The 14,425-nt window shown below is 62.3% G+C and carries 16 protein-coding genes; 4 read left to right on the plus strand and 12 right to left on the minus strand.

Annotated features, from left to right (window positions below):
• Positions 1-126 precede the first annotated feature (126 nt).
• The 5 genes from IB262_RS08500 to IB262_RS08520 form a co-directional block, all read right to left on the minus strand.
• Positions 127-1,413 carry an RsmB/NOP family class I SAM-dependent RNA methyltransferase gene (locus IB262_RS08500; protein WP_034804507.1) on the minus strand — a complete coding sequence of 429 codons (1,287 nt, stop codon included), beginning with the start codon at positions 1,411-1,413 and terminating at the stop codon, positions 127-129.
• 136 nt (positions 1,414-1,549) lie between these two features.
• Complete coding sequence (locus tag IB262_RS08505) at positions 1,550-1,924, minus strand: septal ring lytic transglycosylase RlpA family protein (RefSeq protein ID WP_060519659.1); 375 nt, start codon at positions 1,922-1,924, stop codon at positions 1,550-1,552.
• Positions 1,925-2,384: 460 nt separating this feature from the next.
• Positions 2,385-3,260 carry an SDR family oxidoreductase gene (locus IB262_RS08510; protein WP_089043155.1) on the minus strand — a complete coding sequence of 292 codons (876 nt, stop codon included), beginning with the start codon at positions 3,258-3,260 and terminating at the stop codon, positions 2,385-2,387.
• Complete coding sequence (gene queG / locus IB262_RS08515; protein ID WP_112976935.1) at positions 3,248-4,420, minus strand: tRNA epoxyqueuosine(34) reductase QueG; 1,173 nt, start codon at positions 4,418-4,420, stop codon at positions 3,248-3,250. Before queG ends, IB262_RS08510 begins: the two co-directional genes overlap by 13 nt.
• 10 nt (positions 4,421-4,430) lie before the next feature.
• Complete coding sequence (locus tag IB262_RS08520) at positions 4,431-5,123, minus strand: glutathione S-transferase family protein (protein ID WP_034804500.1); 693 nt, start codon at positions 5,121-5,123, stop codon at positions 4,431-4,433.
• 161 nt (positions 5,124-5,284) lie between these two features.
• Between IB262_RS08520 and IB262_RS08525 the strand changes: the two genes are divergently transcribed.
• On the plus strand, positions 5,285-6,091 hold the full coding sequence (locus tag IB262_RS08525) for an undecaprenyl-diphosphate phosphatase (RefSeq protein WP_034804497.1): 807 nt from the start codon (positions 5,285-5,287) through the stop codon (positions 6,089-6,091).
• Between the two features lie 165 nt (positions 6,092-6,256).
• On the opposite strand, the gene IB262_RS08530 is transcribed toward IB262_RS08525, so the two are convergent.
• The 7 genes from IB262_RS08530 to dnaN form a co-directional block, all read right to left on the minus strand.
• Complete coding sequence (locus tag IB262_RS08530; protein ID WP_034804494.1) at positions 6,257-6,418, minus strand: hypothetical protein; 162 nt, start codon at positions 6,416-6,418, stop codon at positions 6,257-6,259.
• A 240-nt stretch (positions 6,419-6,658) separates the two neighbouring features.
• On the minus strand, positions 6,659-7,639 hold the full coding sequence (locus IB262_RS08535; RefSeq protein WP_060519663.1) for a complex I NDUFA9 subunit family protein: 981 nt from the start codon (positions 7,637-7,639) through the stop codon (positions 6,659-6,661).
• A 120-nt stretch (positions 7,640-7,759) separates the two neighbouring features.
• Positions 7,760-8,047 (minus strand): DUF1330 domain-containing protein, encoded by a 288-nt coding sequence (locus IB262_RS08540; RefSeq protein ID WP_034804478.1) that lies wholly within the window; start codon positions 8,045-8,047, stop codon positions 7,760-7,762.
• A 115-nt stretch (positions 8,048-8,162) separates the two neighbouring features.
• Positions 8,163-8,867: an orotidine-5'-phosphate decarboxylase gene (gene pyrF, locus IB262_RS08545; RefSeq protein ID WP_034804475.1), complete on the minus strand. Its 705-nt coding sequence runs from the start codon at positions 8,865-8,867 to the stop codon at positions 8,163-8,165.
• A gap of 3 nt (positions 8,868-8,870) precedes the next feature.
• Positions 8,871-9,458 carry a histidine phosphatase family protein gene (locus IB262_RS08550; protein WP_112976934.1) on the minus strand — a complete coding sequence of 196 codons (588 nt, stop codon included), beginning with the start codon at positions 9,456-9,458 and terminating at the stop codon, positions 8,871-8,873.
• Positions 9,459-9,462: 4 nt separating this feature from the next.
• A complete protein-coding gene (gene pmtA, locus IB262_RS08555; RefSeq protein ID WP_082005986.1) occupies positions 9,463-10,065 on the minus strand; it encodes a phospholipid N-methyltransferase PmtA in 603 nt (200 codons plus the stop codon).
• Positions 10,066-10,303: 238 nt separating this feature from the next.
• The gene (dnaN, locus tag IB262_RS08560) at positions 10,304-11,422 is read right to left on the minus strand and encodes a DNA polymerase III subunit beta (RefSeq protein ID WP_034804468.1); all 1,119 of its coding nucleotides are present in this window, start codon (positions 11,420-11,422) and stop codon (positions 10,304-10,306) included.
• A gap of 252 nt (positions 11,423-11,674) precedes the next feature.
• Here dnaN and rsmI point away from each other — a divergent pair, with 252 nt between their 5' ends.
• The 3 genes from rsmI (at position 11,675) to IB262_RS08575 (ending at position 14,421) form a co-directional block, all read left to right on the plus strand.
• Entirely contained in the window at positions 11,675-12,604 is a 930-nt protein-coding gene (gene rsmI, locus IB262_RS08565) for a 16S rRNA (cytidine(1402)-2'-O)-methyltransferase (RefSeq protein WP_034804465.1), read from the plus strand.
• Positions 12,594-12,962 (plus strand): YraN family protein, encoded by a 369-nt coding sequence (locus tag IB262_RS08570; protein WP_060608384.1) that lies wholly within the window; start codon positions 12,594-12,596, stop codon positions 12,960-12,962. Before rsmI ends, IB262_RS08570 begins: the two co-directional genes overlap by 11 nt.
• 160 nt (positions 12,963-13,122) lie before the next feature.
• Positions 13,123-14,421: an extracellular solute-binding protein gene (locus IB262_RS08575; protein WP_029742937.1), complete on the plus strand. Its 1,299-nt coding sequence runs from the start codon at positions 13,123-13,125 to the stop codon at positions 14,419-14,421.
• Positions 14,422-14,425: the final 4 nt, after the last annotated feature.

Genomic DNA, 14,425 nt, shown 5'->3' on the forward strand with positions numbered 1-14,425 from the left:
CGTCGAGCCATCAGAAAAGGCCCCGGCGAGCCCGCTTCTCATGAACCAAAAGCAAACTTGTGTCAAAGTGTATAGTTTAGAACGCTTTCAATCTGATGCGCGTCTTTTGCCGATCGTCAAACGGCCTTAACCCTTGCGTTGCATCAGGCAGAAGAAGAAGCCGTCCGTGCCGGTGGAAGCGGGTGTCAGCGTCACCGTCTTCATGTCCGCCGACCAGGGCTGCGGCTTGTCGGTGCCGAACAGCGTCGCCCAGATATCGGCGGCCGACAGGATCTCGAATTCCGGATTGTCTTCGCAGAAGCCGTAGACCTGCGCCTCGTTTTCCTCAGGCAGTACCGAGCAGGTGACGTAGATCAGGTGGCCGCCGGGACGGACGAACTGGGCAGCGCTTGCCAGCGCTTCTTCCTGCTGGGAGATGCGCTCTTCGAGGTTCTTCTGGTTCAGCCGCCACTTGGTGTCGGGGCGACGGCGCCAGGTACCGGTGCCGGTGCAGGGCGCATCGACCAGCACGCGGTCGAAACGGCCGGCAAGCGGCGCGAGGCTGTCGGTGGATTCATGCACCTGGACATTGCGCGTGCCGGCGCGCTTCAGCCGCTCGATGATCGGGGCAAGCCGCTTGCGGTCGGTGTCGTAGGCGTGCACCTGGCCCTTGTTGTTCATCGCCGCCGACATGGCGAGTGTCTTGCCGCCGCCGCCGGCGCAATAGTCGAGCACCTGTTCGCCTTCCTGCGGATAGGCGAGATCGGCGACGATCTGCGAGCCCTCGTCCTGGACCTCGAACCAGCCTTTCTGGAAGGAAAGCTCGGCCGTGACGTTCGGCAGGCGCGAGGCGCCTTCGCCGGCGGGAATGCGGATGCCGTTGCGGGCGATCGTTGCGGCCTCGGCGCCGCTGCGCTCGAGTGCCTTCAGGACCTTGGCGCGCGACGCCTTCAGCGTGTTTGCGCGCAGGTCCAGCGTCGGCCGGCCGGCGAGCGCCTTGGCTTCTTCCAGCCAGTCGTCGGAAAAGTTCTCTTCAAAGGAGGCCTGGACCCATTCGGGGATGTCGCCCTGCACATGGGCCGGGGCGTCCTCGATCCGGCGCGACCTGAAGGCTTGAAGCTGTTCGGCCGGTGCCTCCGGCGCGAACTTGTCGCCATCGAGCTCGGCGGCCAGCGCCTCGGGCGAAAAGCCCCACTGGCGGTACATCACCGCGTGGCCGAGGGCCGAGGCGCTGTCGCTATCCATCAGGTAGGCGTGGGAGAGCTTCATGCGAAGGGCGTCGTAGACGATGTTGCCGATCGCCGAGCGATCGCCGGATCCGGCGAAACGGTGGCCAAGGCCCCAATCCTTGAGCGCGTCGGCGACCGGGCGCTTCCGCTTTTCGATATCCTCAAGAACCTCAATGGCTCCAGCGAGCCTGCCGCCCAAACGCATCTTCGATCAACTCCTTTTTCGCCGTGGTAACGGCGATGGCATCGAAGAGCAAGACGGCGGAGAAGATTAACCGCCGAGAACGGTCTTTAGCGAAGTAGATCCACCCGCCCGCAGGCCGGGTAGCAGTATTTCAAGATCAGGAATTGACGACGCGATAGCAGACGCTGGCAGTGCCGGAGCGGACCATGCCGATCTGCGATGCTGCAGCCTTGGAAAGATCCATGACGCGACCGCGGATAAACGGGCCACGATCGTTGATGCGAACGATAACGCTCTTGCCGTTGCGCTTGTTGGTAACCTGCACCTTGGTGCCGAATTTCAGGCTGCGATGGGCGGCCGTCAGGTGAGCGGCATTCATGCGCTCGCCGGAGGCGGTCTTGGAGCTCAGCGCATACCAGGATGCGCCGCCGCAGCCGGCGCCGGCTGCATGGCTATCGGAAACGGAGACGAGACCGATAGTGGCCGTGAATAGCGCTGCAGCGGCAGCCGTCTTGATCTTCGCTGGCGTCAAACTGGCGATCCCCTCGGTCAAAACACTTGGTTAAAAACTTCTGAGAACCGCTAATTGGGGCGAAAAATGGCAAAAACGTGCTTCAACCATTTACGCTCTATTAGGATTTATTAAAAAATGACGAAATTTCAAAAACGAAGATTGTTTGAAATAGTTTAAACGCAGACAGGAGTTCTTTGGAATCAGGGGTTGAGCGTTCGCCAGCCTCCGCACGCGAGCCGAACCCGCCCGTAAACGAAAAATTTCATTAAAAATTTCGAATTGGACCAATTTTCCGGAATCCGGATGGTCGAAAATTCGTTACTAGCGCGCAGGTTGTATGAAATTAGCCAAGTATCGAACGAATATCCAAAGAATGTCACAATTGCGATGGCCCAGCCCTGGCCATTACTGACGGACTGACTATCGACGTTCTATAAGCATTACGGGTTATGCTATCTGGCGGGTGCCGTATTGCATTTCACTGTCCGCGCCACGCGCCCGACTGCCAAAGCTGTGCAAGCGAGACGCGATAATCCGGAAAGGCAAATTCAAAACCGGTTGCACGCATGCGGGCATTCGAAACCCGCTTGTTTTCTCCATAGAAAGTGCGGGCCATCGGTGACAGTTCGGCTTGCTCGAAAGGCGTTTCCGGCGGCGGCTCGACGCCCATCAGCCGGGCGGCTTCCGCGACCACGTCCTGCGGCGGCGCCGGCTCGTTGTCGGTGATGTTGAAGACGCCGCTGGTGCCATTGTTGGCGAGGAACAGCGCTGCGGCGCCGATATCCTCGACGCGGATTCGATTGAACACCTGGCCGGGCTTGACCAGCCGCCGTGCCGTGCCGTTTTCGAGATTGCAGAAGGCGTTGCGTCCGGGTCCGTAGATGCCGGAGAGCCTGAGCACCGCGACCGGAATATCCTGGTTCTTGCCGAAGGCGATCCAGGCGTCCTCCGCTTCCACGCGCTCGACAGAGCGGGCCGAGACCGGCTTGCGCAGCATGTCCTCGGTGACCCATTCGCCGCCATGGTCGCCATAGACGCCGACCGTTGAGAGATAGCCGATCCATTTGAGGTTCGGTGCGATCTGCGTGAGGTCCGGGCTCGTGGTGCGGAACATGGGATCGCCATCGCGACCGGGCGCGATCGACTGGATCAGATGCGTTGCCTTGCCGAGGGCGGCGGCAAGGTCGTCGGAGATCGTCTCGCCGTCGAAGAGCACCGGGCGGATGCCGGCCCTTTCGAGTTTTGCCGCCTTCTCCTCGGTCCTGGTGGTGCCGATAACGCTTGTGGCCGTTGGGGCCATCGCTTTTGCGATTGCCGTACCGGAGTAACCGGCGCCAAGGATCAGGACATGCATCGGCTCACTCCCGCGATCTGCCATTCGTTGAGGACGTCTTCGTCCGTCTCTGGCTCGCATTGTTCGGCAAATTCCGCAAGCGCCGCAGGCGCGACCAATCGTGACAGCGCCCAGACCGCCATCGCCCGCACCACGGCTGAGGTGTCGTTGACGCGGGCCTTGACTGCGGGCACCAGCGCCTGGCTGCCTGAATTGCCGGCGGCGATCAGCACGTTCCGCACGAACCGGTCGCGACCGATGCGCTTGACCGGTGAGCCTGAGAACAGGCTGCGAAAGCTCGGATCATCGAGGTCAAGCAGGGTTTCGAGCGACGGCGCCTTCAGATCGTCGCGTGCTCGGAGCTTCATTTCCGAGGCTGCCTGCGCGAACTTGTTCCAGGGGCAGGCGGCAAGACAGTCGTCGCAGCCATAGATGCGGTTGCCGATCAGCGGCCGGAATTCGGGATCGATCGGCCCCTTGTGCTCGATCGTGAGGTAAGAGATGCAACGTCGCGCGTCGATCCGGTAGGGCGCCGGGAAAGCGTCTGTCGGACAGGCATCGAGGCAGGCGCGGCAGGAGCCGCAATGGTCGCGCTCGGCTTCGTCGAAGGCGAGGTCCGCCGTCGTGAACAGACTGCCGAGAAAAAGCCAGGAGCCGAATTCGCGGCTGACCAGATTGGTGTGCTTGCCCTGCCAGCCGAGGCCGGACTGCTCCGCCAGCGGCTTTTCCATCACCGGGGCGGTATCGACGAAGACCTTGACGTCCTCGCCAGCGCGCGCGGCAAAGCGGGTCGCGACTTCCTTGAGCTTGCCCTTAATGATGTCGTGGTAGTCGCGGTTCTGGGCATAGACCGAGATCGCACCGCGATCGGTCTGCTTCAGAATGCCACGCGGATCGTGTTCCGGGCCGTAGTTCATCGCGAACATGACGACGGAGCGCACCTCGCTCCAGAGCGTGCGCGGATCGGAACGGCGCTCGGCTGTCTCTTCGAGCCAGTCCATCGTGCCGTGAAAGCTCTCGTCGAGAAAGTCTCGAAGCCGGGCCGGTGCTTGCGGAATGGCATCCGGCCGGGTGATGCGACAGAGATCGAAGCCCTTGTCTGCCGCCTCTGCCTTCAGGAACGCCGTCAGCTTCAGCCGGCGCCGTTCCTCACTGTCTGCCTTGGCATCGATGCCGGGCACGGTATTCGCCTCAGAAGTCGAGATCCGCATAGTGCGGAACGGGGGTGACGCCGCGCACGCGCTCGGCAAGCAGCGGCCGGAAGGAGGGGCGGGACTTCAGTCGCTGGTACCACTCCTTGGCGCTCGGGGCGTCCGACCAGTCGATTTCGCCGAGATAATCGAGCACGGACACCGTCGCGGCGGCGGCAAGATCGGCATAGGAAATCCGGTCGCCGGCAAGCCAGGTGCGCGTGCCCGCGAGCCAGGAGAGATACTTCATATGCTGGCGGATGTTGGCGCGCGAGGTCCGCAGGACCTTGCTGTCGGGTGCGCCGCCGCCCTGGTCCGGCGTCATCTGCAGCTTGAAGATCCGCTCGCGCACCAGCGGCCGCGTCACATCGGCTTCCATCTTCTGCAGGAACCATTCGACCAGCCGGCGGATTTCCGCGCGCTGGAACGGATCCTCGGCCAGAAGGCGGCGATCCCGCTTCATGATGCCATTCGTCTCGTCGAGATATTCCGAGATGATCGTCGCCCCACAGAGCGCCCTCATACTGTCGTCAACATAGACCGGTAGCGTTCCGGCCGGGTTCAAAGCCAGGAAGTCGCGCCGGTTCTCCCAGGGCTGCTCGTCCGTCAATTCCGTCTGGTAGCCGTATTCCGAAAGGATCAGGCGAACGAAGCGTGAAGCGGCGGACATGGGGTGGTGATACAGTGTCGGCATCGATGATCTGGCTTCTCAGGGCTTTGGCTTGGGGGCGTCAGCGTGGCGGCGCAAGCGTCTGGCCACGGCTCATGTGTTAGAGCTATAGAAATTTGTGGTGGCAAACACAAGCGAATCAGCCTTTTCCTCCCACTCCAAAACTTGTCAGGAAATTCTCATATATGGCGGATCAATCGATCATCAGTGCGCTTGTCCTCGGTCTGATCGAGGGCCTGACGGAGTTCATCCCCGTCTCGTCAACGGCGCACGTCCTTCTCGCCGGCCACTTCCTCGGCTTCAAGTCGCCGGGCAACACCTTCGCCGTCCTCATCCAGCTCGGCGCCATTCTGGCGATCCTGCTCGTCTATTTCCAGAAGCTTCTGTCGATCGCGCTGGCGTTGCCGACAAGCATCAAGGCGCGCCGCTTCGTCGTGTCAGTGCTGCTCGCCTTCCTGCCGGCGGCGGTCATCGGTGCCATTGCCCATGATTTCATCAAGACGGTGCTGTTCGAGACGCCTGTCCTGATCTGCGTCGTACTGATCGTCGGCGGCGTCATCCTTTATGCGATAGACCATCTGCCGCTGAAGCCGCGCTATACCGACGTGATGGACTACCCGCCGTCGCTGGCGCTGAAGATCGGCCTGTTCCAGTGCCTGGCTATGATCCCCGGAACGTCCCGTTCCGGCGCGACGATCGCCGGCGCCCTGCTGATGGGCACCGACAAGCGTTCGGCCGCCGAATTCTCGTTCTTCCTGGCGATGCCGACCATGGTCGGCGCCTTTACGCTGGACCTCTACAAGAACCGCGATGCGCTCTCCTTTGACGATTTTACCCTGATTGCAGTCGGTTTCATTGCGGCCTTTGTCGCCGGCATCTTCGTTGTGCGCTCATTGCTCGACTTCGTCTCGCGGCGCGGTTTCACGCCTTTCGCCATCTGGCGCATTATCGTCGGGATCGCCGGCCTGATCGGTCTGTGGCTGCTTGGCTGAGCAGAACCGACGATCTCAGAATGACAAAAGGCGCGTCCCGGACGCGCCTTTTTCTTTGACCTGTTGTCAGGCCCTAAAAACAAAGCCGCGTGCGTCTCATGGTGAAACGCACGCGGCTACTGGCCCCCGCCAATAACTTTTGATGCCTCGTCGAGGCGCCGGCCCTTAGTGGCCGGAAAGGTCGATCGATGCCGTGGTGCACGGATCGACGCCATAGGCCGGTGCGCAATCCTTGCCGCTGCTGGCGACCGTGTTCGGCGCCATGAACGAGCCAGCCAGAATGATCAGTGCCGCACACGCAAAAAAGATTGCGATCGACTTGCCCATGGACGCTATGCCTTTCGAGATTGATGCCGCCGCCCGCCGTCATGCCTTGGGATCGGGGGCGCGAGGCGGTGTTTAGTTGGTGGATATGACATGATCAATATCAGGACATGTTGAATTTGCGGTAAATGCCAATCGCTTTTCCGACTGCGGCAGAACTGCAACGCTGTTACCGCAATACAACAGAAAACGGCCGCCGGTGGTTCCGGCGGCCGTTCAAAAAAATCGTTGGGCTGCTGCCGATCAGGCGGCGCGGCCGCTACGGGTGTACTGGCCCTGCGGGCGGTAGCGCACCAGATAGGTCGGCAGGATCGATTCCAGCATCGTCGGGTCGATGCCGATGCCGGAAAGCGTGCGGCCTTCCGATACGGCCTTTGCGGAGACGACATTGTCAGATTTCAGCAACACCACCTGGTCGGCGGTAAGCGGCGGCGTGACGAAGGGGATCAGCGACGAAACGCTGCCGATCAGGGACGCGACGCCGAAGGGCAGCGAGACGAGCGTGCGCTTGCGGTCGATCGTGTTGAGCATGATCTCGAGACAGTCGCGGAAGCTCAAGACGTCAGGGCCGCCGAGTTCGTAGATCTTGCCCTTGGCGATCTTGCCGTCGACGGCGCGGGCCACGGCTTCGGCGACGTCGGTCACGTAGACGGGCTGGAATTTCGTCTCACCGCCGCCGATCAGCGGCAGGACCGGCGAGAAGCGGGCCATGTTGGCGAATTTGTTGAAGAAGCCGTCCTCTGGACCGAAGACGACCGACGGACGCAGGATGATCGCGTCAGGCTTGGTCTCAAGGATAGCGGCCTCGGCGCGGCCCTTGCTGCGGGCGTAGTTCGATGCAGAGGAGGCGTCGGCGCCAATGGCGGAGATATGGGTCAGCGTCGCGCCGACGCCGCGGGCCGCTTCAGCCACGGCACGGGCGCCGAAATCCTGGACCGCATCGAAGGTGTTGCGGCCGCTCTCGAACAGCACGCCGACGCAGTTGATGACGTGATCGGAGCCTTCAACGGCGCGGTCGACCGATTTACGGTAGCGCAGGTTCGCCTGAACGAAGGAGATCTGGCCGACATTGCCGAGCGGCTGGAGATGACCGGCAAGGTCCGGCCGGCGAACGGCGACGCGGATGCGATAGCCGCGTTTGGCGAGCGCGCGCACCACATGACGGCCGACGAACCCGGATCCGCCGAAAATCGTCACCAGCGGCGGAAGGTTGGACAAGGTCATGGGATGTGCACTCCTGATCGGATCGGAAAGAATTGATTGCTACATAGCCCAACAGCCGCGAGAGGTGAAGGCCAATCGACGCCTGCGTGCAGGGCCTGCTGAAGGTTGGGGGCGGTGGGATCAGACGCCTTCGACGACCACCATCTCGGCGTCGGCGACTTCCTGGCGGATCGCGGCGGCAATCTGGTACTCGGGAGAGTTATAACAGTCGATCGCTGCCTGCAGCGATGGAAATTCGATGACGACGTTGCGGGCGCGAACGCCACCCTCCAACCGATGATGCAGCCCGCCGCGTGCCAGAAAATTGGCGCCGTATTTCTCGAAGGCGGGCTTTGCGGCCGCTACATAGTCCTTGTAGCGCTCGGGGTCGCGGACATCGACCCGTGCGATCCAGTATCCCTTGGCCATATTGAGCTCCTCGTCTTGCAGCACGAAAGGCTGACGGGAGTGTTACTTCCGGCAAATTTGGGCCAAGGTCAAGCGGATCGACCGGGCGCGTTGGTCCGACGGGTGTCGCCCGGCATCAGCGGGCGAGCGCACCGTTCATTTCGGCAAGGATGGCGCGGGCAGCCGCAAGCGGCTCGGCGGCTGCGACGATTGGGCGCGCGACGACGAGATGGCTGGATCCGGCCTTGAGCGCCTCGGAGGGCGTCATCACCCGCTTCTGGTCGCCCTTGTCCGCGCCGGCCGGGCGAATGCCCGGGGTGACGAGTGCCATGTCCGGCCCGATGATCTTGCGCACTGCCGCCGATTCTTCCGCTGAGCAGACGATGCCGCCCATGCCGGCGGCGCGCGCCTGTTCGGCCCGGCGCAGCACCAGCGTGTGCGGATCGTATTCATAGCCGGCATCGATCACGTCCTGCTCGTCCATCGAGGTGAGCACGGTGACGCCGAGCAGGCAGAGGTCGGAGCCTTTCGCAGCCTCGACAGCCGCCTTCATCGCCTTCGGATAGGCGTGCAGGGTCAGCATCGACATGCCCATCTTGGCGATGTTCTCGACGCCCTTGGCCACCGTGTTGTCGATGTCGAGCAGCTTCATGTCGAGGAAGACGTTCTTGCCGCTTTTGGCCAGGTCGCGCGCGAATTCCAGGCCGCCGGCAAAGACCAACTGGTAGCCGATCTTGTAGAAGGAGACATCGTTGCCGAGCGTCGACACGATCTTCTCGGCATCCGCAATCGTCGGAAGGTCGAGGCCTACGATCAGTCTGTCGCGCGCGGTTTCGGTCATCGTCTAAATCCCCTGCCAGTGTTCCATCGGGGTCCAGTCGCATGCAACAGTCCGATCCGCAAGGCGGAAAGCGAAGACATTGCCGCCGCCACCACCCTTCTGGTCGGCTGCGCGCGAGATTGGCGCGCCGGTAAGGCGGCATTTCAGAAGTGTGCCGACGCCGCCATGGCCGACGAAGGCAATCGGGATTTTCGGATCGTGATCGCCGAGGATCCGAAAGACCGCGTTCGAGATGCGGCTCTGGGCATCGATCGCGCGCTCCCAGCCCTTGAAGCTTTCGGTGGGATTGGCGAAGAACCAGTCGGCCGCCTTCTCGAATTCCGGCGGCGGCAGGAAGCCGGTGGCCGAGCGATCGTTCTCGCCCATGTCGTGGTGGACCTCGACCGTCACGCCGGCCGCATCGGCCAAAAGTTGTGCCGTCTCGATCGCCTTGGTTTCGTCGCTCGAAACGATCCGTCCGAGCGAACGCACCCAGGGCAATGGGGCGGTGATGACCGCGCGTTCGCGGCCAACAGTGGAAAGTCCCCATTGCGGGACGGGCACGTCCGGATCGATCTGGACCTGCGGATGGGTGACGTAGACGCCGAACATCCCGTCAGTGCGCCCGGCGATAGACCCAGAGCTGCGCCGGCGGAATGTTGCGCACGACGAAGTCGAGATGCTGGATGCTGTAGCGGTCCGGCATGGCAACGACGGGCGACAAAGGCCCATAGGAAATCTGCACGACAGGCCGGCCGACCGGAATGCGCGACAGCAGATCGTCGATCAGTTCGACGCGGCGATGCATCGGGAAGTTCAGAAGCGGCACGGCAGAGACGACGCTGTCGAAGGTCTGGCCGTTGAGTTCGCCGAGCGTGTGTTCCAGATCGAAGGCGTCGCCGTTGATGAAGTTGACGCCGTTGAAGTTGGTCTTGAGCTGATTGTAGAAATCGGTCGAATACTCGATCGACACGAGATTGGACGGCTCAAGGCCACGTTCCAGGATCGCCTTGGTGATGACGCCGGTGCCGGGACCGAGCTCAAGAACCGGAAGGCCTGAGGCCGGATTGATGACGCTCGCCATTCGGCGCGCTGTGACGGAGGAGGTCGGCAGGATCGCGCCGACGGCCTTGGCATTGCTCATCCATCCCTTGAAAAAGCGAATCTCTTCGTCGAACTTCCGTCCGAGCCGTTCCTTCACCTTCACGCGCAAATTCATTGAACCCCTCAAAACCGCTGTCCTCTCCTCGCACAGGCCGTCCGCTCAAAATTCCTCGCCCGGTGATTCGGGCCGGCCGCGGCGGCGGTGATCATAATGTGTCCCCATCTGCGGCAAAAACAAGTCTGTCTGCGCCTGAAAGCGTTCGCTTATCAACAGTCCGCAGATGCCGCGGCCAACAAAAAACCCGCCACGCGCGGGCGTGACGGGTTGGCATTTCGCGCCGCGTCAGGCCCGGCTACACGCGCATCGGCATGAGCACATAGAGCGCATCTTCAGCGGCCAGATCACGGACGAGCGTCGGCGAGCCCGGGTCTGCCAGCATGAAGATCGCATCGGTGCCGGTCAGCTGCGAAGTGATGTCGAGCAGGTACTTCGCGTTGAAGCCGATTTCGAGCGGATCGTGGTCGTAGCCGACGGGCAGTTCTTCCGTAGCACTGCCGGAATCGGGATTGTTGACCGTCAGCGTCATCTGGCCTTCGTTCAGCGCCAACTTGACGGCGCGGCCGCGCTCCGACGAGATCGTCGATACGCGATCGACCGCCTGAGCGAAGGACTGGCAATCGACGCGCAGTTCCTTGTCGTTGTTGGCCGGGATGACGCGCTGGTAGTCGGGGAAAGTGCCGTCGATCAGCTTCGAGGTCATGACGATCGAGCCGATCGTCAAGCGGATCTTGGCGTCCGAGACTTCGACGGTGACGACGAGTTCCGGGTTGTCGAGCAGCTTCTGCAATTCGCTGACGGTCTTGCGCGGGATGATGATGCCCGGCATGCCTTCGGAGCCGGATGGCGCCTCGACGTCGGCGCGCGCCAGGCGATGGCCGTCGGTTGCGACGGCGCGCAGTTTCAGCTCACCCTTGCTTTCGACCGTGTGTACGAAGATGCCGTTGAGATAGTAGCGGGTTTCCTCGGTCGAGATCGCGAACTGGGTGCGATCGATCAACATCTTGAGGTCGGTCGCCTTGAGGCGGAACGAATGCGAGAAGCTGCCGGCGGTCAGATCCGGGAAGTCGGATTGCGGCAGGCACTGCAGCGAGAACTTGGAACGGCCCGAGGCGACGGTCATCGCCGTGCCCTCGGCGTTGGTGGCGAGCAGCACTTCCGAACCGTCGGGCAGCTTGCGCACGATGTCGTAGAGCAGGTGCGCTGGCACGGTGGTCGCGCCCGCCTGCTCCACCTGGGCCGGGGTCGCCTCGGTGATTTCGAGGTCGAGGTCGGTCGCCTTCATTTCGAGGCTGGCGCCGTCGGAACGCAGGAGCACGTTCGAGAGGATCGGGATCGTGTTTCGCCGCTCCACCACGCGGTGCACGTGGTTCAGCGATTTCAGGAGGTTGGATCGCTCGAGAGTAATGCGCATGGGATGCCGCTTTCAACCATTGCCCGGCGGGCGAAACGTCCGCCTGAGCGTCAACTGCGAGTGCCCCGGCCGACCGACCGGATAGATGTGGACCGGCAAAATGGCAGAAAGAGCGCCCGGAAAGCAAGGGGTTTGAGGGCTTCTGTCCCCAGATGCGGCACGTAGGCCCGTCGTCTTGCCCTTGCTCTGCGATGGTGGCTCACTCATAAAGACCGGACAGACACATCGGTAAGCACGATCAGGACGTTACAGGTGGAAAAGCAAAAGACAGCGGAACCGGCAGGCGGACAGAGGGAGCGCAGCTACCGGCTGCACAATGTGAGCGTTCCGGCCCGCCCCCTTGATGCCGCGCTCTATCTGGTGGCAACCCCGATCGGGAATCTCGGCGATATCACGCTGCGCGCGCTGGAAACATTGGCCGGCGCCGATGTGCTTGCCTGTGAGGACACGCGGGTCACCCGTGTTCTGCTTGATCGATACGGCATCACCAATCGGCCCTACGCCTACCACGAGCACAATGCCGACGAGGCCGGTCCGCGGCTGCTGGCAGCGCTCGCCGAAGGGCGTTCGGTGGCACTCGTCTCTGATGCCGGCACGCCACTGGTCTCTGACCCCGGCTACCGCCTGGGGCAGCTTGCGATCGAGGCCGGACATCGCGTCGTGCCGATTCCCGGCGCCTCGGCGCCGCTTGCAGCCCTCGTCGGGTCCGGCCTGCCGAACGATGCTTTCCTCTTTGCCGGTTTCCTGCCGACCAAGGACAAGGCCAAACGCGATCGCCTCAGGGAACTCGCCGCCGTGCCGGCAACGATCCTGTTCTTCGAATCGCCGCACCGGATCGCTGCGACGGTTGCGGCGGCGGCCGACGTTTTGGGGGAAGGCAGGCGGGCGTCCGTCTGCCGCGAATTGACCAAGACCTTCGAGGAATTTCGCCGCGGCACGCTCGGCGAGCTTGCTGCTCATTATGAACAGGCGGGGCCGGTCAAGGGCGAGATCGTGCTCGTCATCGGCCCTCCCGATGCCGCGCCCGAACCGGAAGCGGCCGACGTCGACGCGCTGCTGCAAAGCCTGGTCGCCGACATGCCGACCGGCAAGGCGGCAACCGAAGCCGCCCGCCAGACGGGCCTGCCGCGCAAGGAACTCTATGACCGGCTGCTGCAGTTGAAGGAACGCAATGGCGACTGAGGCGGGTGATCGGCGGAAGCTGAAGGCACTCAGGCGGGGATACCTAGCCGAGTATCGCGCCGCACTCTGTCTCTTGCTCAAGGGCTACCGCATCGTCGCGATGCGCCATCGCACCAAGCTTGGCGAAATTGACATCATTGCCCGGCGCGGCGATCTCATCGCCTGCGTCGAGGTCAAGGCCCGTCGCTCGGCCGAAGACGGCGTCTTCGCCGTGACGGCGACAGCGCAGAGGCGTATCCGTGCCGCGAGCGATCTTTGGCTGGCGAAACAGCCTGATTTCAACAGGCTTTCCGTGCGCTACGACATCGTCACCGTGACCCCCTGGGGCTGGCCGCGGCACCTGCCGGATGCGTTCTGAATCGGCGCATAATGAAGGGAAATGATTGCGTTGTTCCGCGGGTGCCCCTCATTGGAACATATTCTCGAATTTGTAATCGTTCCGACATAAAAGCGTTACGGGCCTGTCATTGAAGGTCACTAGTCCACTGCCATCCGCAACCCGGTGGAGAGGATTAGTCATGTTCAAGAAGTTTACGCTCGCAGCCCTTACCCTTGCATTTTCCGCGACCTCGTCGCTTGCCGCGACCAACATTACCTGGTGGCACGGCATGGCCGGCCGCAACGGCGAAGTCATCAATGAAGTTTCCAAGAAGTTCAATGAAGCCCAGAGCGCCTGCGCGCTGACCCCGGTTTCCAAGGGCACCTACGAGGAAGCGCTCGCTTCCGGTATCGCCGCTTTCCGCTCGGGTGAACAGCCGAACATCCTGCAGGTCTTCGACGCCGGTGCCGCCACGATCATCAACGCCAAGGGCGCGGTCATCCCGGCCGAAGACCTGATCATCAAGGCTGGTCACAACTTCGACCGCAACGCCTTCATCGATGGCGTGCGCTACTTCTACGCCGACAGCGAAGGCAAGTTCGTCGGCATGCCGTTCAATTCCTCCGCGCCGATCATGTACATCAACGACGAGGCCCTGAAGAAGGCCGGCGTCGAAGCGCCGAAGACCTGGGAAGAGTTCGAGGCCGTCGCCCCGAAGCTGAAGGAAGCCGGTTACATCCCGCTCGTCCAGTCGCAGCTCACCTGGCAGTTCACGGAGAACTTCTTCTCCCGCAACAACATCCAGTTCGCCACCAACAACAACGGCTACGACGCCGTCGTCGACACTGAGCTGAAGGTCACCGACCCGAACCTCGTCATGATGTTCGACAAGCTGAAGGCCTGGAAGGATGAAGGCTACTTCGCCTTCTACGGCGCCGGCTGGAACGACAACCAGAAGGTCTTCGAAGAAGGCAAGGCTGCGTTCTGGATCGGTTCGTCGGGTTCGTTCGGCGGCCTGCAGAAGACGGCGCAGATGCCGTTCTCGGCAACCTTCCTGCCCTATTGGGGCTCGATCAAGGGCGCCGGCACCAACTCCTTCATCGGCGGCGCGGCACTCTTTGCCATGTCCGGCAAGACGGATGAAGAAAACAAGTGCGTTGCCGACTTCTTCCAGTTCCTGACCTCGCCTGAGATCCAGTACTTCTACCACAAGGCCACCGGCTATGTGGCCATCACCAAGGCAGCCTACGAGCTTGCCCAGAAGGATGGCTACTACAAGGAGAAGCCGGTTGCCGAAGTCGGCATCAAGCAGCTGATGCTGCCGGCCGGCGACTGGTCGAAGGGCTACCGCCTCGGCTTCTACCCGCAGATCCGCGAAATCATGGAACGCGAATACGGCCGCATCTTCTCGGGCGAAACGACCGTCAAGGACGCGTTCGACACCATCGAGAAGGAAGGCAACGAGCTGCTCGCCCGTTTCGCCAAGACGGCCGGCTGATCTC

Origin of the sequence: Ensifer sp. ENS02, assembly GCF_014851885.1 — a bacterium.
Classification (GTDB): domain Bacteria; phylum Pseudomonadota; class Alphaproteobacteria; order Rhizobiales; family Rhizobiaceae; genus Ensifer; species Ensifer adhaerens.